The sequence below is a fragment of the Lacimicrobium alkaliphilum genome (assembly GCF_001466725.1).
Taxonomy (GTDB): domain Bacteria; phylum Pseudomonadota; class Gammaproteobacteria; order Enterobacterales; family Alteromonadaceae; genus Lacimicrobium; species Lacimicrobium alkaliphilum_B.
Window position 1 is genome coordinate 3,540,467 of the sequence record NZ_CP013650.1, and the last position, 20,717, is coordinate 3,561,183.

At 50.8% G+C, this 20,717-nt stretch carries 14 protein-coding genes; 7 read left to right on the top strand and 7 right to left on the bottom strand.

Annotated features, from left to right (window positions below):
* Window positions 1–133 precede the first annotated feature (133 nt).
* The 4 genes from AT746_RS16020 to AT746_RS16035 all read left to right on the top strand — a co-directional run bounded on the left by AT746_RS16020 (window position 134) and on the right by AT746_RS16035 (window position 5,164).
* Window positions 134–3,106 carry a hybrid sensor histidine kinase/response regulator gene (locus AT746_RS16020; protein WP_062482299.1) on the top strand — a complete coding sequence of 991 codons (2,973 nt, stop codon included), beginning with the start codon at window positions 134–136 and terminating at the stop codon, window positions 3,104–3,106.
* Window positions 3,055–3,705 (top strand): response regulator, encoded by a 651-nt coding sequence (locus AT746_RS16025; protein WP_197414277.1) that lies wholly within the window; start codon window positions 3,055–3,057, stop codon window positions 3,703–3,705. Before AT746_RS16020 ends, AT746_RS16025 begins: the two co-directional genes overlap by 52 nt.
* A gap of 142 nt (window positions 3,706–3,847) precedes the next feature.
* Window positions 3,848–4,792 carry a response regulator gene (locus AT746_RS16030; protein ID WP_062482305.1) on the top strand — a complete coding sequence of 315 codons (945 nt, stop codon included), beginning with the start codon at window positions 3,848–3,850 and terminating at the stop codon, window positions 4,790–4,792.
* Between the two features lie 15 nt (window positions 4,793–4,807).
* Window positions 4,808–5,164 (top strand): Hpt domain-containing protein, encoded by a 357-nt coding sequence (locus AT746_RS16035; RefSeq protein ID WP_062482308.1) that lies wholly within the window; start codon window positions 4,808–4,810, stop codon window positions 5,162–5,164.
* A 6-nt stretch (window positions 5,165–5,170) separates the two neighbouring features.
* On the opposite strand, the gene AT746_RS16040 is transcribed toward AT746_RS16035, so the two are convergent.
* The 4 genes from AT746_RS16040 to AT746_RS16055 all read right to left on the bottom strand — a co-directional run bounded on the left by AT746_RS16040 (window position 5,171) and on the right by AT746_RS16055 (window position 11,809).
* Window positions 5,171–7,387: an EAL domain-containing protein gene (locus AT746_RS16040; protein WP_062482311.1), complete on the bottom strand. Its 2,217-nt coding sequence runs from the start codon at window positions 7,385–7,387 to the stop codon at window positions 5,171–5,173.
* Window positions 7,380–10,076: a PAS domain-containing protein gene (locus AT746_RS16045; RefSeq protein ID WP_062482314.1), complete on the bottom strand. Its 2,697-nt coding sequence runs from the start codon at window positions 10,074–10,076 to the stop codon at window positions 7,380–7,382. Before AT746_RS16045 ends, AT746_RS16040 begins: the two co-directional genes overlap by 8 nt.
* A gap of 642 nt (window positions 10,077–10,718) precedes the next feature.
* On the bottom strand, window positions 10,719–11,555 hold the full coding sequence (locus AT746_RS16050; RefSeq protein WP_062482318.1) for an HDOD domain-containing protein: 837 nt from the start codon (window positions 11,553–11,555) through the stop codon (window positions 10,719–10,721).
* Entirely contained in the window at window positions 11,555–11,809 is a 255-nt protein-coding gene (locus AT746_RS16055) for a DUF1289 domain-containing protein (protein ID WP_062482321.1), read from the bottom strand. Before AT746_RS16055 ends, AT746_RS16050 begins: the two co-directional genes overlap by 1 nt.
* A gap of 180 nt (window positions 11,810–11,989) precedes the next feature.
* Here AT746_RS16055 and AT746_RS16060 point away from each other — a divergent pair, with 180 nt between their 5' ends.
* Window positions 11,990–13,498, top strand: coding sequence for a thymidine phosphorylase family protein (locus AT746_RS16060; protein ID WP_062482324.1), 1,509 nt, complete (start codon window positions 11,990–11,992; stop codon window positions 13,496–13,498).
* A complete protein-coding gene (locus AT746_RS16065) occupies window positions 13,495–14,382 on the top strand; it encodes a ribose-phosphate diphosphokinase (protein WP_062482327.1) in 888 nt (295 codons plus the stop codon). The genes AT746_RS16060 and AT746_RS16065 overlap by 4 nt, the downstream gene beginning before the upstream one ends.
* 35 nt (window positions 14,383–14,417) lie before the next feature.
* On the opposite strand, the gene AT746_RS16070 is transcribed toward AT746_RS16065, so the two are convergent.
* The 3 genes from AT746_RS16070 to AT746_RS16080 all read right to left on the bottom strand — a co-directional run bounded on the left by AT746_RS16070 (window position 14,418) and on the right by AT746_RS16080 (window position 19,826).
* Window positions 14,418–17,546 (bottom strand): efflux RND transporter permease subunit, encoded by a 3,129-nt coding sequence (locus AT746_RS16070; RefSeq protein WP_062482330.1) that lies wholly within the window; start codon window positions 17,544–17,546, stop codon window positions 14,418–14,420.
* 9 nt (window positions 17,547–17,555) lie between these two features.
* A complete protein-coding gene (locus AT746_RS16075) occupies window positions 17,556–18,782 on the bottom strand; it encodes an efflux RND transporter periplasmic adaptor subunit (RefSeq protein WP_062482333.1) in 1,227 nt (408 codons plus the stop codon).
* Window positions 18,783–19,133: 351 nt separating this feature from the next.
* Window positions 19,134–19,826 carry a hypothetical protein gene (locus AT746_RS16080; protein ID WP_062482336.1) on the bottom strand — a complete coding sequence of 231 codons (693 nt, stop codon included), beginning with the start codon at window positions 19,824–19,826 and terminating at the stop codon, window positions 19,134–19,136.
* A 193-nt stretch (window positions 19,827–20,019) separates the two neighbouring features.
* Here AT746_RS16080 and AT746_RS16085 point away from each other — a divergent pair, with 193 nt between their 5' ends.
* Window positions 20,020–20,418 (top strand): ExbD/TolR family protein, encoded by a 399-nt coding sequence (locus tag AT746_RS16085; RefSeq protein WP_062482340.1) that lies wholly within the window; start codon window positions 20,020–20,022, stop codon window positions 20,416–20,418.
* Window positions 20,419–20,717 lie beyond the last annotated feature (299 nt).

Consider the following 20,717-nt stretch of genomic DNA (forward strand, 5'->3'; position numbering starts at 1 on the left):
CTTATCCAATCAATAACACAGCACTGTATGAATTCATATAACAACTGCAATCTCAACAGCCCGGCAAATCTGAAATGGTGTTAGTCTCGGTACTACCTTCAGCTATGCTTTAAGTCTGAAATGCGGGGTAACGATGGACAATAGACAAAACACTGATGCAGAACTGATTCAGTTCCAGAGACTATTTGAGGCTCTTCCGGGTAAGTTCCTGGTGTTGAGTCCACAGCTGGAAATAGTCGCAGTCAGTGATGCCTATCTGAGCGCCACCTTGTCTGAGCGCGCACAGTTGCTGGGGCAGGAACTGTTCCAGGCATTCCCGCATAGCCCTGAAGATAAAGATGCCAGAGCTGTCACAGAGCTCAAAGCTTCTCTGGAGCGTGTCAAAAATTCAGGCACGACTGATGTAATGGCGGTGCAGCGCTATCCCATTCCGCGCCCCAGGGAGCAGGGGGGAGGCTTCGAAGAGCGCTACTGGAGTACGGTAAATAAGCCTGTTACCGATGCTGACGGCAAGCTGCTTTATATTGTCCATCGGGTAGAGGATGTCACCCATCTGGTCAATATGTCCATAACCTCCGGTACTGCATCTGCTGTATTTTCAACTGAGCAGGGGCAGTCGCAGCTTGATATTCTGGTGAACTCGAACGAGCGGAAAAAGGTAAATCTGCAATTAGCCGAGCAGCAGGCAAATCTGCGTATGGCTCAGCGTCTGCTGAATATTGGTATCTGGAAAATGGATCTGGATAACCAGCAATTCAGTTGGTCTGAAAATATTTACACTATGTTTGGCGTCGATCCCGGCAGTTTTAATCCGGACTATGAGTCCTATGTTGCTCTGGTTCATCCTGAAGACAGGCAAATTATGAGGGAGAGGTTCGAGGCCTTTCTGTCTTCAGATGAGAATGAGTTTGAATTCAGACACCGTATTCTCCGTGCTGATGACGCTGTTATTTATACACATGGTGCAGCTCAACTGTCTGTGCAAGACGGGCAACAAATTCTGACCGGCGTGGTGCAGGATATTACTGAGCAGGTCGAGTCCGAAGAGAAACTGCGCCATGCCACTGAATTACTGTGTATCGCCGGTGATAAAGCCAAATTGGGTGGCTGGCGCGTTCAGATCGGAAACGACAAGGTTGAATGGTCAGAGCAAACTGCGGCCATCCATGGGCTGGACGCCGAGCAAAGAATAAATGTTGAGACCGCACTCGACTTTTATGTTCCGGAGCACCGTCCACAAATGGAGCAGGCCTTTGTTCTTTGCATGAATGAAGGCAAACCATTTGATGAAATACTGCAGATTATCAATGCTCAGGGTGAACGAATATGGGTACGCAGTATTGGTGAAGCTGAGTTCGACAAAAAGGGCAATATTATTGCGGTCAGGGGCGCCTTTCAGGATATCTCCGATCTGATTCAGGCAAGGGAACAGGCGACAGAGATGCACAGACGACTCTACAGTACCCTTGAGCATATCAGTGACGCCTTTATCACTCTGGATAATGACTGGCGGTTGCGCTATATCAACGGTCAGGGAGAAAAATTGCTAAGACGCAGGCGTCAGGATCTCACTGGCAAACGCATCTGGGATGAATTCCCCGAAGCGGTCGGTTCAACCTTTCAGCAACAATATGAAAAAGCCCGCCGGGATAATGTCACCGTGCGCTTTATCGAGTTCTTTGCGCCACTGGATACCTGGTTTGAAGTGGTGGCTTACCCCAGCCAGGATGGCTTAGCCGTTTATTTCAGAGATATCACTCAGGAACGCCGCAGCCAGGAGCTATTGCGGCTGCTGGAAACGGCCGTCTCGATTCAGAATGATATTCTTCTTATTACCAGAGCCGAGCCCATTGACGGCCCGGATGGCCCGCAAATCGTCTATGTCAACCCGGCCTTTGAACGCCACACCGGTTACAGCAAAGAAGAAGCTATCGGCAATACGCCGCGCATGCTCCAGGGGCCTGGCACCAGCCGAAAAGAACTGGACAGGATAAAAAAAGCCCTGAGTCAGTGGCAGCCGGTTAAAGCTGAGCTGCTCAATTACAGTAAAAACGGAGAGCCTCTGTGGCTGGAACTGGACATTATGCCACTTGCTGATGAGAAGGGCCGGTATACCCATTGGATATCCGTGGAGCGCAATGTCACAGCCCGCAAAAAAACCGAAGAGCGCATGCGTATCAGTGAGGAGCGCTTCAATCTGATGGCTAAGGCCACCAATGACGTTATCTGGGACTGGGATCTCATCAACGATACAATCTGGTGGAATGAAGGATACCACTCCCTTTTTGGCTACAGCATCTCTGACGATGCCGGTATTGAGTCCTGGTCAGACTATATACACCCCGAAGACAAACAGGCTGTGCTCGACGATATTTATCAGGTTATCGACGGTAACGGAACGAAATGGCAAAGGGAATATCGCTTTGTCTGTGCAAAAAACAAGATTCGTACTGTAGTTGATCGTGGTTTTGTCATTCGGGATAACAAGGGTAAAGCGCTGCGGATGATTGGCAGTATGGTGGATATTACCGAGCGCAAAGAGCTGGACGAAAAATTACGCCAGTCTCAGAAGCTGGAAACCGTTGGCCAGCTTACCGGTGGCGTGGCCCATGACTTTAATAATCTGCTGACCGTGATACTTGGGAACAGCGAGCTGCTGATGGAACAGGTTGATAAGGACGATCCCCGCCATGCCCTTGCTGCCGTGAATGTGACAGCCGCTGAACGGGGTGCTGAACTGACAAATCGTTTGCTGGCTTTTGCCCGCCGCCAGGCGTTGCAGCCCAGGGTCATCAATCTTAATGACCTGATAGCGGGGATGGAAGGTCTGTTACGCCGAAGCCTGAAAGAAAATATCGATATTCAGTTTGTCTATTTTAACCCCTTGTGGCCGGTGGAAGTCGATCCCGGCCAGATGGAAATTGTGTTACTGAACCTGGCGATCAACGCCCGGGATGCAATGGAATGGGGGGCCGCCTTATCATTGAAACCAGCAATACATCCCTGGATCAGAACTATGCACAAGCTTATGAAGAGGTCGATGCCGGCGACTACGTGCTTATTTCGGTGTCAGACAATGGTACCGGCATGGACAAAGAAACCATAGAAAAGGCCTTTGAGCCATTCTTCACAACCAAGGCCATGGGTAAAGGCAGTGGCCTGGGATTAAGTATGGCGTATGGTTTTATCAAGCAATCCGGGGGTCATGCGAGGATCTATTCAGAGCCAGGAAGTGGTACTACCATCAGACTCTACCTGCCGAAAGCTGAATCTGCCATCTTTGCTGCTGCGCCCGATACCGAAGCAACCGAAGTGATTGGCGGAACAGAGCATATTCTGGTGGTAGAGGATGATGAGATGGTAAGAACCCATCTGATTTCGCAACTGCAAAAGCTGGGTTACAGGGTGAGCAGCGCAGAAGACGGCCAGCAGGCCCTGAATATGATTGAGCAAGGCAAAGTAAAAGACATTGATATGCTGTTCACGGACGTGATTATGCCCGGCGGCATCAATGGTGAGGTACTGGCACAGAAGGTCCAGGTGAAACAGCCGCAGATAAAGGTGCTGTTCACCTCTGGTTATACCGAGAATGCCATAGTGCACAATGGCAGGCTTGATAAAGGTGTACAGCTACTCAGTAAACCCTACCGGTTTGAGGAAATGGCAGCCAAGGTGCGCGCAGTGCTGGATGAATCAACTCACTGAAATCAAACCAGGTATATGTCTGCCGCAAAAGGTATGCCTGGACATACCATCGTTCAATTAGTGCTGTTGTCATTATGAGGGCAACAGGCCTACACTCTCACAAGTATTGATTACATCATCATTTAGGGAACCAGGGCGAAGGATGACTAAAACAGATTATCAGGTACTGGTTGTGGATGACGTATATCTTATGTGTCACTTCCTCTACGAGACCCTGACCAAAATAACAGGTTTCAGTTGCAGAACCGCAACTGAATTTGCCAAGGCTGAAGCCATATTAGGGGAAGCGCCCATTGATATGGCCATCATAGATATTCATCTTAAGAGCGAGTCAGGCCTGACCCTGGCAAAGAATATCCGCCGCGGTAAATATGCCTGCCGGCATGATATTCCTATTTTGATTTTTTCCGGCAACACCTTCAAAGAAGAAATTCAGCAATGCCTGGCTTTTGATGTGCAGGATATTCTTGCCAAGCCCTTTTCTGCCGCCTCGCTAAAAGAGCGGGTGAAAAAAAACCAGCTGAAAGAACCCAAAATCAAACCGGCCGAATACTATTGTAAGCTTGAGCCACAAGCCACAAAACATGATCAGAAAGAGGCCCGCAGAGTCAAAGCTGCCATTACCAAAAGTCAGGCCCAAACCAGTACATACCGGCCCAAAGGCGCAGTCAGCGCAACAGAAAGCATAACTGTGGAGACCAGCGTGTTTATTCGCTGGCCGGACGATGCCGAATCGGGTTACCACCAGATAGACAGGCGGCTGAAGTCCATCAGCTTTCAGCTTAGTGCACTGCATTGGGCGGTTTATAACAAAACCTCCTACAAGGATGCCGGCAAAGACATTAAACAGATTCGCCTGGCCTGTGACGATTTATTGCATGTATCCAAACAACTGCGCAGAAAACATGCCTCTGACAGGCTATGGCAGGAATTGGCTGACCGTCTTCAGCAGTTTAAAAAGATACTGTTGGAGAAAGTTGCTGACACAGAGCTCAGTACTGCGCAGCGGGATGACCTGTTCAAAAAAGTGCATGGCAGCTGGATTACTCTTCTCAGTAAACCCATACTGAAGAAAGAGCCGGTATAAAAAGAGGTATTATATATGGCTGATCAGCATGAACCGGTATTTAATATCTGTATATTGCAAAGCCAATATGAAGGCATGTCACCCGGCATGCAAGCCAAAGCACTGCAACTTTTTCTGACTCAGGGTACACAGTACTGTGACGGGATTAACGACTTCGCATCGCAGCCCCGGGATGAGGTGTTTCGCTGTTACCACAGTCTTAAAACCATGTGCGCCATGGTGGGCGCCATGGAACTAAGACAACTGTGCATCCGCTTCGAGAATGCATCGGAGGATGCAGAACGACGAGCCATCTGCGAACAACTGCAACAATCCTGGCTGCAAACAGAGCAGGCCATACAGCAAGCCCTGAAAGAATTTCCAGATAACTGAAATAAATCAGTCCCGCCCCGTCTCACCGCTGGGCTGTCTTTCACTGTCGTTAATCTGTCTTGCCCTTTTTTGGGCTTTGGCGTTTTTCAGACTCACTTCCGCCATTTCGAGCAGCGCGGGAAAATCTTCATCGTCACGGGTATCCGTTGACGCCACTCCCAATGAAAAACTCAGTTCATAGGTGCTGCTGAGTCGCTGATTAAATTCAGCAAGTTGATGGCTCAGACGCTGGATGACTTCTTTGAGCTGTTTCTCACCGGCATCAATAAGCAATATGGCAAATTCGTCTGCACCAAAACGGGCCAGAAGATCGGACTCTCTGACCACTTTACACAACAAACCGGCGAAAGACTGCAGTGCCTTATCCCCCTCTGCATGACCAAACTCGCGATTGATTTGTGTAAAGTTATCCAGATCCAGCAGCATCAGGCTCACCGGCAGACGCAGTTTACGGCACAACTGCAGAGATTCCTGCGCCTGAATCTCGAACCCGGAACGATCCGGAAAGCCTGTCAGATAATCCTGAGTCGCCCTGACATTGGTATGGATCTCTTTTTCCACCAACAGTCCGATATCCTGTAACAACTGCTGTTTTTCCTCTGCTAATTGGCGAGGCTGGGTATCAATAATACATAGCGTACCGATATGCTGGCCGTCACTGGCTCTGAGGGGGGTGCCCGCATAAAAGCGGATATCAGGCGCGCCGGTTACCAGTTCGTTGCTCGCGAACCTGTCATCCCTTTGCGCATCTTCAATCACCAGCGGTCTGTCAGATAAAATGGTATGGGTACAGAAGGATGAGGCTCGTGATGTTTGCCTGGCATCCAGCCCCTGATGTGATTTAAACCACTGTCGGTTCTTATCCACCAGAGAGACTAATGCAATAGGGACATTAAAAAGACGCTTAGCCAGACGGGTATGGCGATCAAACTGTTCTTCTTCGGCGGTGTCCAGCAGCCTGAGCTTGGTCAGCGCATCGGTACGGCGTAAATCCCACTGTTGCAGATGCCGGACAAACCAATCTGCCACATTGTATGATTCAATCGCCCGTGAAATGAAAAAGCCCTGCGCCTGCTGGCAACCAACCCTGTTGAGAAAATCCAGGGTTTGCTGATCCTCAACGCCCTCTGCCGTCACCTGCAAGTTCAGGCTTTGCCCCAGTTCTGCAATGGAGCGTGTCACGGCCCGGGACTCTTCGGAGATCGGCACCGTCATCACAAAAGACTTGTCAATTTTCATCTCTGAAAAGGGCAATCGCACTAACTGCACCATTGATGAAAACCCGGTACCAAAGTCATCAATAGACAGTTTGAAACCCTGCATTCGCAGACGGGTCAGAATATCCAGCGAATAAGATGGCTCTTCCATGGTGCTGGTCTCTGTAAGCTCAAAAATAATCCTGTTTGGCGATATGTCTGCCTGTTCACAGTCTGTGACCAGATTGTCGAACATTGTCCTGTTACCCAGTGAGCGTGCCGATATATTCACAGAAACCGTCAGCTCATTCAGCTTTGTGACTGCGCCAGGTAATGCCCCCCGCTGATAAACCTGCTCCGGCAGATCTTTGAGCCACTGCAAGGCACTGGTAAATACCTGCTCGGTCAGCGTGTCGATCAACTCATGTTGCTCGGCAAGAGGAATAAAGGTATCCGGAGGGATATTCCCCAGCCCCGGCATTTGCAGTCGGGCCAGCGCTTCAAAACCTGATACCAGCCCGCTCTGACAGTTAACCTTAGGCTGGTAGGCAACCCGTATTTGCCGGTCACTCAATGCCTGTCTCAAATCTGCAAGTTCAAACCGCCTGACACTCACTTTCTCAGAAAGATGACTTTTAATCCTGATACCCACCTTTGGGCAACGGTCTAACAGGCTGCGGAACATTTTTGGTGAGAAGGGCTTAGCAAGTGTGCCGACGATATTCAGCCCTTTGTCCTGAGCCGAACGGCTGGCGGCATCCAGTACCCGGCTGCCAACCCCGCTGGTAATAATAATACCGGCCTGACACCCCAGTTTGCCCAGCTCTGCCAGCACCTCCACGCCGTCCATCTGAGGCATGATCAGGTCCAGTGCAATAGCATCGGGGCTCCAGCTAAAGAAGAGATCAAAAAAGCGCTCTGGTGTTGTACAAAGCTCCACATTGAAATCGCAAAACTGAGCGATAGAGGTAATTGTTTGCCCAATAAGCGGATCGTCATCCAATACCAACAGCTTTTTGTCAGACATCTGCCTGCCCCTGCCCTGTTGAGCCTGACAAAGCCATTGCGACTTCTTCCAGCAACTTGTCTCGGCGGTAGGGTTTATGCAGTATCGGTTCTTCCATCTGCTCAGGGTTATTGTCAAAAGCTCCGTCAGCATAGCCTGTTGTTAACAACACACCTACTAGCGGACGAAGCGCTTTAGCGTGCTGCGCAAGCTCCCGGCCATTCATGCCGCCGGGCATCACCACATCGGTAAACAACAAGTCAACCTGAGGATTCTGCTCCAGCAATGTTAATGCTTGCGGGCCATTCTCAGCGGTAATCACCTGATATCCGGCCAGCCTAAGTTGGGCAGAGGCGAATTCCCTGACCAGTTGGTCGTCTTCTGCCAACAGAATCACTCCTTCAGTTTTGGGGCTGTCAGGCCTTAAGGCTTCTGCTTCCGGTTCATCGCGCTCTTCTTCCCTGCTGCGGGGCAAATACATCATAATTTTAGTGCCCTTTTCTGACTCTGATTCAACCGCCACATGGCCACCAGACTGCTTGGTAAAACCAAACACCATACTTAGCCCCAGTCCGGTGCCTTTACCCGCCCCTTTAGTGGTAAAAAAGGGTTCAAAAACCTGTTCCAATATACAGGGATCAATACCAACGCCGGTGTCTGCAACTTCCAGCATGACATAATCCCCTGCTGGCAGTTCATGGTATTTTGAGTTATCGAGGTTGCTGAACTGCAGATTGGTGGTCTTTAAGGTCAGCGTGCCGCCATCAGGCATGGCGTCACGGGCATTGATAACCAGATTAAGCAGTGCTCCTTCCAGTTGCCCCGGGTCAATAAGTGCAGGCCATAATTTATCGTCGAGATCGAAGCGGATATTGATGTGTTCACCCAATGTCCGGCTGATGAGCAATTTAGATTCAAGCAACAAACGATTTATATTGGTGGGCTCGGGCGTCAGTGTCTGTTTGCGCCCAAAAGCCAGCAGTTGCTGTGTCAGGCGACTCCCCTTCAACGATGCTTTTTGTATCAGTTCCGCTAAAGCCAGCAACTCAGGCTGACCATCCAGGACTTCCTGCAACAGATCGGCATTGCCCTGGATCACGGTCAGAAGATTATTAAAATCATGGGCCAGCCCTCCGGTAAGCTGGCCAACAGCTTCCATCCGCTGAGCGTGCTGCAGTTGCAAGGCCATATTGCGCTGCTCGGTAATGTCTCTGAGCATTAAATTAAATCTGTCACCGCTGGGATACAGACTGATACTCAGCCATTTTCCCATGTCATCAAAGTAATGCTCAAAACGAACCGGCTGGTCCATGGTTTCTGCTTCCAGCATATGGGCCTTGGCTTGTGTACCGTTCAATGAAGCGCAGACATTCCAGAGTACTCTGCCATTCATCTCTGCGCTTTGCTGTCCAAGAAGTGTTTCAGCTTCTTTGTTGATATAGGTAACCTGCCAGTTGTGGGTGAGGATCAGAAATCCATCGGGCAACTGATCCAGGGTCTGCTCAAAACGAGTGGCAAGATCCTGAATATTCTGCTGAATCTTTTTCTGAGCCTGAATATCAACCGCACTGCCAAACCATTTAATGGTCTTTCCTGAGGCATCTTTACTGGCGACACTGCGTGAAAGGTACCAGTGATATTCTCCGGATTTATAGCGGATCCTGAACTCATCCTGATATTGCGCGGCATTTTCAGCCACAGCCTGTTGCCATTTCTCTTCTGTTCTCTTCACATCATCAGGATGCACCAGTTGTATCCAGCCATCACCATAAAGCAGTTCATCCATACTGACTCCGGTGAGTTCAGTGACATCCTTACTGAAAAAATCTATTTGTCCTTTGCTATTGGCAGTCCAGACAATCATCGGCATGGCATCGGCCAGTTGCCTGAAGCGCATCTCGCTGGCCAGCAAATCCAGTTCCACATCTTTGTAGCGGCTGATATCCTGCACAGCCCCGTAGATATAGGCTGTGGCCCCCTGTGCTGCCAGCAGTTTCTGACCTGCCAGCCTTACCCATCTGGGTTCCTTGTCACTGCTAAGTATCCTGAGTTCAAGATCGAAGGGTTTGCCATGTTCCATGCATGCGCGGATAGCGTCATTGACCCTGGGTCTGTCCTGGCCATGAAAAAAATTGATCGCCTCTTCCAGAGAAGGACTGTGACCCTTAGGCAAGTTGAGAATTTCGGCTACTTCATCGGACCAGACAACCTGATGACTCTCCAGCGACAATGACCAGCCACCAAACAGAGCGACTTCACCGGCTATATTGAGCAACCTGAGATGGTCCCGCAGTTGATTACGGGAGCGCTGTATAGACTGTCTGACGTTCTGCATATGGGCGATATAACGCACAACCCGGATACTCTGCCAGCCGATAAAGGCCAGGGTGATTACCGCCAGCAGACGATTGGCCCAGATATATCCGATGCCGAAACTCTCCGGAGCCGGGGGGGAAATAAAAGTACCGGCCAGAGTCAGTGCAATCCCCAACGCTGCAGAATAAACAACGAATTTAGGGTTGAGCATCGTCACCGTCAGCAGTATCAACGGCGCATACAGCATCCCATGGGCAAAACCCAGTTGGGTATAGCTGTCCGCCGCAAAAACCACCAACATCAGCAGCAATATAAGCAGATGCCAGACCGGTGAGGCAAACAGCCCCGACCAATGAGAACGAGGTAACCAGGCAGCGGTTAATCTAGAGCCCATATCGCGCTCCCCTTACTGACAGTACATGGGATGGCGCGCATGAGACAGCCAAAACCAGGGTGATTCTCCCGATTATGAACATCTGCCTTACTCGTCCTTTCACACATTATCCTCTGACATTGAGCCATCTCGCCCGCGACCAATCCTTCGTTTGCTGCTGGTCTACAACAACCCCTTTCATCACAGTGCTCATTGATCACCCTGACAATGGATATCTGAGGCTGGACGGAATACCTTTTGATGCCGGCGACAACTCAATAATGATCAACTTGTTCAAACTGTCTGGAATGGACCAAATTATCGGTTCAATACCCGGATTGAATTGACTAAGGGTACTGTATAGCGCGGGACAATAGGCGCCAGCCGGTAAGAAAACAGGAATGTCTGGATATACCTGAGTATAAAAACCCATTCCTCTTCTGATATAAATGGATATGATTACTATAGCCCTTATAGAGGGGCGCAGATATACAGCAGGCGTTAATAAATGGCGGCAGAAACCGCTGGCAACAAATTGTAACACTTACCCTGATAGCAAGGTTTGCAGCAAGACATTAACAACGGTTAAACAAGCCACTTCCATCGGTCAGACCAGAGATCTTTACAAAGAGAAAAGTGGCTCGCTTTTATTGCGAATAGTCCTCAGAAAAGATCCGGATTCATCACTGAGAGGAGTTTATGGGCATCCATCTGGGTAAATTTGAGAATATCCTGTACATCGGCAGATTCAAGTTTCAGTTTTTTCAGCGCCACTGGCGAAAGCAGGTTATCCAGTTTATACCGAGCATCAAGCATATGCAGTGCCAGTCTGACGCAAAGATGACCAATGGCCAGATCTTTGCCACAGGCGGTTTTAACCTCATCGTGCATATGCTCAATGATATAGCTGAACTGATTGGGCAACTGCCATTGTTGCAGGATCATGGCCGAACACTGGGTGTAGGTAAAGCCAAGCAGGCGTTGCTGGCGCTGCCAGGGCAGTTCTTTCTTGTCATATTTGGCACATTCAGCCACCAGTTCAGGTTCCTGGGCTGCTAACACCAGTTCGCTGAGCTGGTGTAATAATCCCGCCACAAAATACTCATCACTGCCTCTGGCCTTACTGACCCGGGCCAATTGTTTAGCAGCAAGACCGGCAAACACACTCTGTTTCCAGAAGCGGCGAACATCCACCGCGTCATTGGCAAAGTGACGGAAAGCAGAACTGGCGGTTTCAGCCAGAGCCAGGTTGTACAGGGCCTCGCCCCCGATGACATTGACGGCCTTGGTGATAGAATTAACCTGCGCAGGAAAGCGGAATAATGCACTATTAGCCAGTTTTAATAACTTCGAGCTTAAGGAAGGGTCCAAAGCGATGACATCGGCAATATCGGCAGCATCGGCACTGGGATCATCAAGCAGACTGCGTATTTTCGAGCAGCTTTGTGGTAAAGCGAATGACTGCCCCGCATACCTGGCTACTTCTTGTGCACTGCGCATTATTCTTCCCCTCCCAAAAACAACCTTCTCTGCTGCATTTCTGCCTGCTCATTTTTTGGCTGTGCAGCCAGTTCTGCCTTGCGCTTACGTCTGTTGCAGGCTTTGATAATTCGCCTTTTTACTTCTGCATCCAGTTGATGCCAGTAAAGCCGTTCATCTCTGGAACGATAGCAACCCAGACAATACCCGGTCTTACCTGACTGGCAGACGCCAATACAGGGGCTGGGAATATCGAAAAACTCAAGTTGCTGCATCCGGATTCATCTGATTGCCAAAAGCCATGTCATTATACGACCTGACAGCGATAAGACATACCCTGTGAGAACAATTGGAATAAACCGGTTGATCCATATCAACCCCCTGATGACGAACAGAGCGCTATACTGCGTTATCAATATGTTAGTTACAGTATGGATTTATGATTATAAAAGCCAATGAAAAAGCGTAATACCCTCAAGGCCACAGATATGGGTATCAATACCCATCACGAGCCGGTCATCTACATGCGTGAAGACTGTGAAATCTGCCAATCGGAGGGTTTCAGCGCCAACTCCAGGTTGCTGCTTGAGTGCGACGGACAGTCGATTATCGCCACCCTTAACATTGTTGATAACCCGGTATTAGCCAAAGGCTATGCCGGATTATCAAAAATCGCCATGCAACGGCTAATGGTTAAAAAAGGAGACATCCTTGATATCAGCCAGGCCCCGGTGGTGTCATCATTAGCAGCGGTCAGGAAAAAGATCTTCGGTAACAGGCTCAGCCCACAGGATCTGCAGGCCATCATCATGGATATTGGTAATCATCGCTACAGCGATATAGAAATTGCCAGCTTTCTGAGTGTCTGTGCCGGCAGCCGCCTGAATATGGACGAGATAACAGGTCTGACCCTGGCCATGGTTAATTCAGGCAAACGCCTGCTCTGGCCGGATCATAAAGAGGTTTTCGATAAACATTGTATCGGAGGCCTGCCGGGTAACCGCACCACCCCTATAGTGGTATCTGTGGTCAGTGCTGGCGGACTGATTATTCCAAAAACATCCTCGCGTGCTATTACCTCTCCAGCCGGTACTGCCGACACCATGGAAACCCTTGCCAATGTAAATTTATCTTTGTCAGATATGCGACGCGTGGTGGCAGAGACAGGCGCCTGTCTCGCCTGGGGCGGTGCGGTTAATTTAAGCCCCACCGATGATTTACTGATCCGTATTGAACGAGCCCTGGATCTGGATGGCGAAGGCCAACTGATTGCCTCGGTGCTGTCAAAAAAGATCGCCGCCGGCTCCACCCATGTGGTTATCGATGTGCCGGTGGGGGAAACAGCTAAAGTCCGCACTCACACCGATGCCGAGCGCCTGATCAGTCTGTTTACCCGCATAGGGCAGGCCTGCGGTCTGACCGTGCGCTGTGTGTTAACCGATGGCAGTCAGCCCATAGGCCGGGGCATCGGCCCTGCACTGGAAGCCACAGACGTACTCGCCGTATTACAGAACGAGACCGATGCACCGCAGGATCTGCGTAACAGGGCCTTATTGTTATCAGCCCATCTGTTTGATCTGGCGCAGCAGTGCGGGCTCGAACAGGGGCTGAGAAAAGCCACTGAGCTGCTCGATAACGGTAATGCCTGGCAGCAATTTCAGCGTATTATCAATACGCAGGGAGAGCTGAAAAAGCCTGTAGCCGCGAAATACCGTCAAACAGAAAAGGCCCCGCGTAACGGCATGATTAATGCTATTGATAACCGCCAACTGGCCAGGCTGGCTAAACTGGCCGGCGCACCATCAAGCCCGGCGGCCGGTTTATACCTGCATACCAGGGTCGGGCAACTGGTTACCACCGACAGCCCGCTGTTTACCCTGCACAGCAACTCACGGGGCGAACTAGACTATGCCATGGCCTATTATCAACAGGCGGATATTTTCAGTATTAAGGAAACCCAATGATGTCATCAGCTCCTGTTTTATTCAGTCTCCCGTCGCACCCACTGGGAGGGGCTCTTTCTGAAGCCTTGCACGGCGAAACCGGCAAACTGGAAACCCGGTTATTCCCCGACGGCGAGAGTTATCTGCGGGTTTGTACCGAAGTGACACAACGGGACTGCATTGTGCTGGCCGATTTATGTCAGCCAAACGATAAATATCTGCCGCTGATATTTCTGACAGAAACATTAAGAGAAATGGGCTGCCGCTCTGTTGGCGTGGTGGTTCCCTATCTCAGCTATATGCGCCAGGATAAGCGTTTTAAACCCGGTGAAGCGGTTACCTCCGGAATCTTTGCCAGTGCCTTATCGGCACATACCGACTGGCTGGTGACCGTTGATCCCCATCTGCACCGTTATCACTCACTGGATCAGATTTACACTGTGCCCTCTGTGGTCGTGCAAGGGGCTCCGGCACTGGCTGACTGGCTAAAGCCACAATCTTCATTATTACTGGTGGGCCCCGATGAGGAGAGTGAGCAATGGGTTGAGGCCATTGCCAAACGCAGCAATCACCCTTATGTGATAGGCAGTAAGCAACGTTTCGGTGATCGGGATGTCAGCATCAGCCTGCCGGATCTGCAGCAGCACAGGCATAAGACTGCGGTGATTATTGATGATGTCATTTCCAGCGGCCAGACCATAATGCAAACCATCAAAGCCTTGCAGCAGCAAGGGTTCAGCAAGATTGAAGGGGCCGCTGTGCATGGCATCTTCTCCAGTCAGTCCGACCAGCTGCTGAAACAAGCCGGTCTTAGCAGGCTGGTCACCTGTAACACTATCCCTCATTCTTCCAATGGCGTGGATATCACGCCATTGTTGGTGCCCGCCATTCAAAGCTGCCTCTGAGCATATTGCCACCATTACTGATGGCAACATCAACATCAGTTGTTGCCATCAGCCACTAAGCGGCGCTCACTTAAATAAAACAACACCGGGATCACCAGCAAGGACACCAGTGGTGCCAGTATCATGCCGCCCAGCATAGGCGCGGCAATGCGCTGCATCACCTCATGGCCGGTGCCTGTGGTCAGCATGATGGGCAGCAGGCTGGCGATCACCGTCAGCACTGTCATGGCCTTAGGCCGGATCCGCTGCACCGCCCCCTCAATAATGGCCTCGTACAGACCACTTAAGGATTTCTGTTGCTGTTCCTGCCAGGCGTGATTCAGATACAGGTACATAATCACCCCGAATTCCGCCACCACACCGGCCAGGGCGATCATTCCCACCACCACCGCAACAGAGAGATTAAACTGCAGATACCAGAGTAACCACAGACTGCCGGTCAGCGCCATCGGCAGGGTCAGCATCACCACCAGGCTCTGCTTCCAGCTGGACAGAGTGATAAACAGCAGGATCAGAACGATCAGCAAGGTCAGCGGAATCAGTTTCGCCAGACTGGTCTCCACCCTTTGCAGTGATTCATACTGACCGGACCAGGATACCGTGTAGCGCGGCGGTAACTGCAACTCTTTATCCAGCAGCGCTCTGGCCTGTTGCAGGTATTCGCCGATGGACACATCCTGAATATCGATAAAGGTCCAGCCAACCGGCCGCGCGTTTTCGCTTTTGATCATCGCAGGGCCCTCCACTATCTCCAGTGCCGCCAGTTTCGACAGCGGAATATAGGCACCCTCCTGCGTGCTGACAGGAAGCTCTCTGAGCTTGTCCAGGTCATCACGCCAGTGCCTGGCAAAGCGCAGGTTGATGGGATAGCGCTCGTTGCCTTTGACCACCTGATCCACTTCCATACCGCCGATGGCATAGCGCACCAGATCATGCAGTTTACTGACACTCATGCCGTACTCTGCCAGGGCATTCAGATCAGGCTCCAGCTCCAGATAACGGCCACCGGCAACCCGTTCAGAATAGACCGATGCGGTGGCTGGCAATTGGTTTAACAGCTTCTCAACCTGCTGACCGATCTGTTCGATCTGCGCCATATCCGGGCCGGATATTTTCAGACCCAGTGGGGTCTTAATACCGGTGGAGAGCATATCAATGCGCGTCTTAATCGGCTGTACCCAGGCATTCGTCAGACCCGGGAACTGAACCTTATTTTGTAATTCCTGCTTCAGCTTTTCCAGCGTCATCCCCTCGCGCCACTGATCCCTGGGTTTAAGCTGGATCGTGGTTTCAAGCATGGTCAGCGGCGCCGGGTCGGTGGCGGTCTCTGCTCTGCCCACTTTGCCGAATACCGTTTTCACTTCCGGAAGTTGTTTGATCAACCTGTCTGTCTGCTGCAAAAGCTGAGCGGCTTTACCGGCACTCACCCCCGGCAGCGTGGTAGGCATATAGAGTAAATCACCCTCATCGATCTGCGGCATAAACTCTTTGCCCAGATGTGTCAGCGGATAATAACCGGAGGCCGTCAGCAGCACAGCAAGTAACAGGGTCAGTTTGGGAAAGGCCAGCGCCCCACGTAAAACCGGTCGGTACAGTGCAATCAGTGAGCGGGACAGCAGATTGCGGTGCTCAGGGACGATATTACCCCGTACCCAGTAGCCGAGCAGCACAGGTACCAGCGTGACCGCCAGCAAGGCCGAGGCGGCCATGGCGAATGATTTGGTCAGTGCCAGCGGGGTAAACAACCGGCCTTCCTGCCCTTGCAGAGCAAATACCGGGAAGAAACTGACCGTGATAATCAACAGGGTCAGAAACAACGCCGGGCCCACCTGTTGTGACGCCTGGATCACCAGTTGCCAGTGCTCCGGTTTATCCGGTTTGCGGCCGTGTTTTTCGGTAAATTTCTCCAGAGTCTTATGCAGGTTTTCGATCATCACAATGGCGGCATCCACCAGCGCACCGATGGCAATGGCAATGCCCCCAAGGCTCATGATATTGGCGCTGATACCCAGCATTTTCATCAGCAAGAACGCCATCAGCAAAGCCAGTGGCAGCACAATGATGGCTACCAGCGTCGAGCCCAGGTGCCATAAAAATACCAGTAACACCACCGATACAATGGCCATCTCCATGATCAGCTTGTCAGACAGGTTGTCTACCGAACGCTGGATAAAATCAGAGCGGTCATAGGTGGTCACTACCTCCACGCCTTCTGGCAGGGACGAAGAAAGCTGTTTCAGCTTGTCTTTGACTTTAGCAATCACCTCGCGGGCATTTTCGCCACTGCGCATCACCACAATGCCGCCGACTACCTCACCCTCACCATCGAGTTCGGCGATCCCCCGGCGCAGTGAGGGCCCCAGCCGAATCTCGGCCACATCCTTAAGTTGCAGCGGAATACGGGCGTTGTTTCGCTTGCCTAAAGGAATGTTTTCAAAATCCTCTAATTCGGTCAGATAGCCTTTGGCCCTGAGCATATATTCGGCTTCGGCCATCTCAATACTGGCGCCACCGGCCTCAGCGTTATTGCTACGTATGGCTTCAAGCACATCATTCACAGACAGCTGATAGCTGGCCAGCCTGAGCGGGTCCAGCACTATCTGGTAGGTCTGAGTCATGCCGCCTACCGTGGCCACTTCTGACACCCCGGCCACCGACTGCAGTTCCTGTTTTAAAAACCAGTCCTGCAGGCTCTTCAGTTGGGCCAGATTCAGACTATTACTGCTGTCTTTAAGGGCATACTGATACACCCAGCCCACACCGGAGGCATCTGGCCCCAATTGTGGCTGCACCGATGGGGGAAGCTGAGAAGCGGCCTGATTCAGGTACTCCAGTACCCGGGAGCGGGCCCAATAGATATCCGTACCGTCTTCAAAGATGAGATACAGATAAGAATCGCCGTAAAAGGAAAAACCGCGCACGGTTTTGGCCCCCGGCACCGCCATCATAATATTGGCCAGCGGATATGTGACCTGCTGTTCCACTAATTGCGGACTCTGACCGGGGTAAGGGGTCTTAATGATCACCTGTACATCGGACAGATCGGGGATCGCATCCACATTCAGGCTGCGCATGGCCTGCCAACCGGCAACCGCCAGTGCGGCCATCATCAGCAATACCAGTGCGCGCTGACGCACACAAAAAGCAATAAGCCTGGCTAACATATTGCCTCCTTAATGACCGGCATGAGGGTCGGCATCAATGCGACCCAGTCCACCAGCGAGACTGGCTTCGGAGTCCAGCAGGAACTGCCCGGAGGTGACCACCTGCTCACCTTCTGACAGTCCATGCAGAATTTCGGTTTTACCCTGGGCCTGCATACCGGTTTCTACCCTGCGCACCACAAACTCGTTATCATCGGTCTGCACCACCACCCGATCTGAATCTGCGCCGCGAATCACCGCCGATGAACTGACCACCAGCACATCTCTTAGTGGCCCGCCAAAAATCTCAACCCTGGCGGTCATTCCGGCCTTGATCCGTTTAAGGGGGTTATCCAGTTTCAGTCTGACTTTCAGGCTGCGGGTAACGGGATCCAGTTGTGGGTAGATATAATCGATGGTGGCCTCGGCATCATGTATGCCGATGCCGGAAAAGTGAATACTGGCAGGACGACCTTCTTCGAGCCAGTCAAACTGGTTCTCAAACACATCGGCAATCACCCACAGCTTGGTCAGATCGGCAATGGCGATCATTTCCATATCCGGGGTCACGTACATGCCATGGCGCACATTAAGTTCGGTGATCACGCCGGAGCGCTGGGCGTAAAAGGGCACGGTATACAGTGACTGCCTTGTTTTCTCGAGCTGCCTGATTACCTCATCATCAATACCGAGCAATTTCAGTCGCAGGCGCCCCTGTTGCAACATGCGCTGCTGACTCTGACCACCTCCATTATTCAGCACCTGCAGGTAATCATCCTGTGCCACCACCAGCTCAGGGGAGTACAAAGTAAATAACAGCTCGCCCTTTTCGACCGGCTCACCTACCGCATGAGGGGTCAGTGATTCCAGCCAGCCGGATACCCTGGGATGAATATGGCTGATATCAGCTTCATCGAAGGTGGCCGTGCCCAGGGTCTGGATATATTTCCATAAATCATCCCGACTAACGGACTCTGTCACCAGTGACATGGCCTGCTGCATCTCACCACTGACGCTAACCACCGGGTTATCACCGTCTGCTGCCGCGGAGCGGGTAACCGGCTCAAGATCCATACCACAAATGGGGCAACTGCCCGGGTGATCTTTAATGATATGACTGTGCATAGGGCAGACGTAAACCACCTGCCCGGTAACAGGGTCCTGTGTGGCAGTTTGCTCAGACTGAGCCGCAACCAACGGAACAGATTGTATTGTTAAGGCCAACACCCACAATAGTGCTGCGATGATAGATTTCATTTTTTACTCCTGAAAGAAAAACCACTGGAAAAGGGATTTACTTTCAGTGTCTGGGTGGCCGGAATGGTCCCGATGGAGTGGAATTTAATGGCAGATAGCCGGAGGGCTCATAACCTGATGAAGGGATTGATGGGAAAACCACGAACCCGGAGTGCAAAACGGCGGCACAGCTGATAGCACACTGACAACCGCTGTTATCACAACAACCAGTTTGTTTGTCAGAAGCATCGTCGTTATCACAGCAATCATGGGCCATCATCATGCTCTGACTATCGTCCACAGGCATAGCCTGACTGACCGGGGCGAACACACCCGATATCATAATCAGAGCAAGCAAATAGACCAATAGTTTCAACGGACCCGGTGCCTCAATTTACGCCAGTTAGGTTTAACCAGACTGTGATACAGCAATATAAACCCGCTCAGAGTAAACAACCAGGCCGCAATTGCCAAGCTAATCAGCAAAGGATTATTAAAATCAGTGCGATCTTCAAAGTCGAGTATATGCAGCATCCAGAAAAAATCGAATATCCGCCACAGATCCGAGCGCACTCTGAGCACGCCTGCTGAATAGGGCTGCAGGTAAAAGCTGGTGTTAATCCAGTCATCAAAATCCACCCGGTACAGCGGTCCTTGTAGCCCTCTTACCTCACCAGGTAACTGCTCCAGCAAGGTGACCGATTTCACTGCGCCCTGTCCCAGATACTGTTGTTGTGCACCTTCTTTGGCCTGCTCTTCAGTGATCATTGGCAATGGCTGACCGGTGCCCGGATGCAGAAAGTGCGTATTCCCTTCAAAATCACTCGCCTGCAAAGCCAGTTGATCCGGACGTTGTACCCATTGCCAGGCCCGCCACCGGGAAAAATCCAGGCTCACACTTTGGGGCTGCTCGCTTAAAGCTCCTTGTTGGCGTTCAATCAGATGATTGCCACGCACCAACTCCAGCGGAATGACACTCATCACTACACCACCGCTGATCCACAGCAATACCTGTACACCCAGAATAAGTCCTGCCCATTTATGCCATTTGCGCCAGAATTTCATCGCCTACCATCCGCCATTACATCGCAGTTTTTTCAGATCACCCTTGTCAATTAAGGACTAAAGGGGTATAAATCCCGATTATCTTTACGTTTAATTTACCTAAAGTCGATACTGATCCTGATTTTTGTTCAGGGTTGCTCTGTAAAACACACCAGAGACTGGCTTTAAACTGGTTATTGAAGGAAATCCAAGTATGAAGAAAAAGCACGGTTCAGAGTCAGAAGACGCAAGCATAGATATGACCCCGATGCTCGACATCGTATTCATCATGTTGATCTTCTTTATCGTGACCACCTCCTTCGTGAAGGAAAAGGGGCTTATCGTTAATCGTCCGGATGATCAGCAGCAAACCAATAAGCCAAGCAAGAACGTTTCTATCCGCATTGATGAGAACGGTTTTATCTATATGAATAACCGTCAAATTGATATTAAGCGTGTGGAAGCTAACGTGCAGACCTTTCTGGCCGAGAATAACACCGACTCTGCGGTAGTTCAGGCTGCAGAAAAAACCAAGCATGGTGTCGTGGTCGAAGTGTTGAATCAGATCACCAGAGCAGGCGTACCCAAACTTTCTGTAGTAGTAAAAAACTAGCACAACGCCATAAAGAACATCGATAGCCCGGGCACAGCCCGGGCTTTTTTATGCCTTTTCTAATTCTAACGCACTAGCAAAGCAAATAACCTAGCTGTCCCTGCAGATATGACACACCGTCCCTGGTGTGCCAGTTACCTTTGCATTGGCTCGAAGGGACGAGAGACATAAAAGACAGGGAGGTCGATGTCTCGTTTAGTAACTTACAATAGTCAGATATATTTAACTGACATGCATTAGTCATTGCCCAGGCTTTTTTATATGCGCATAAAAAATGCCAGTCAGTATTACCTGACTGG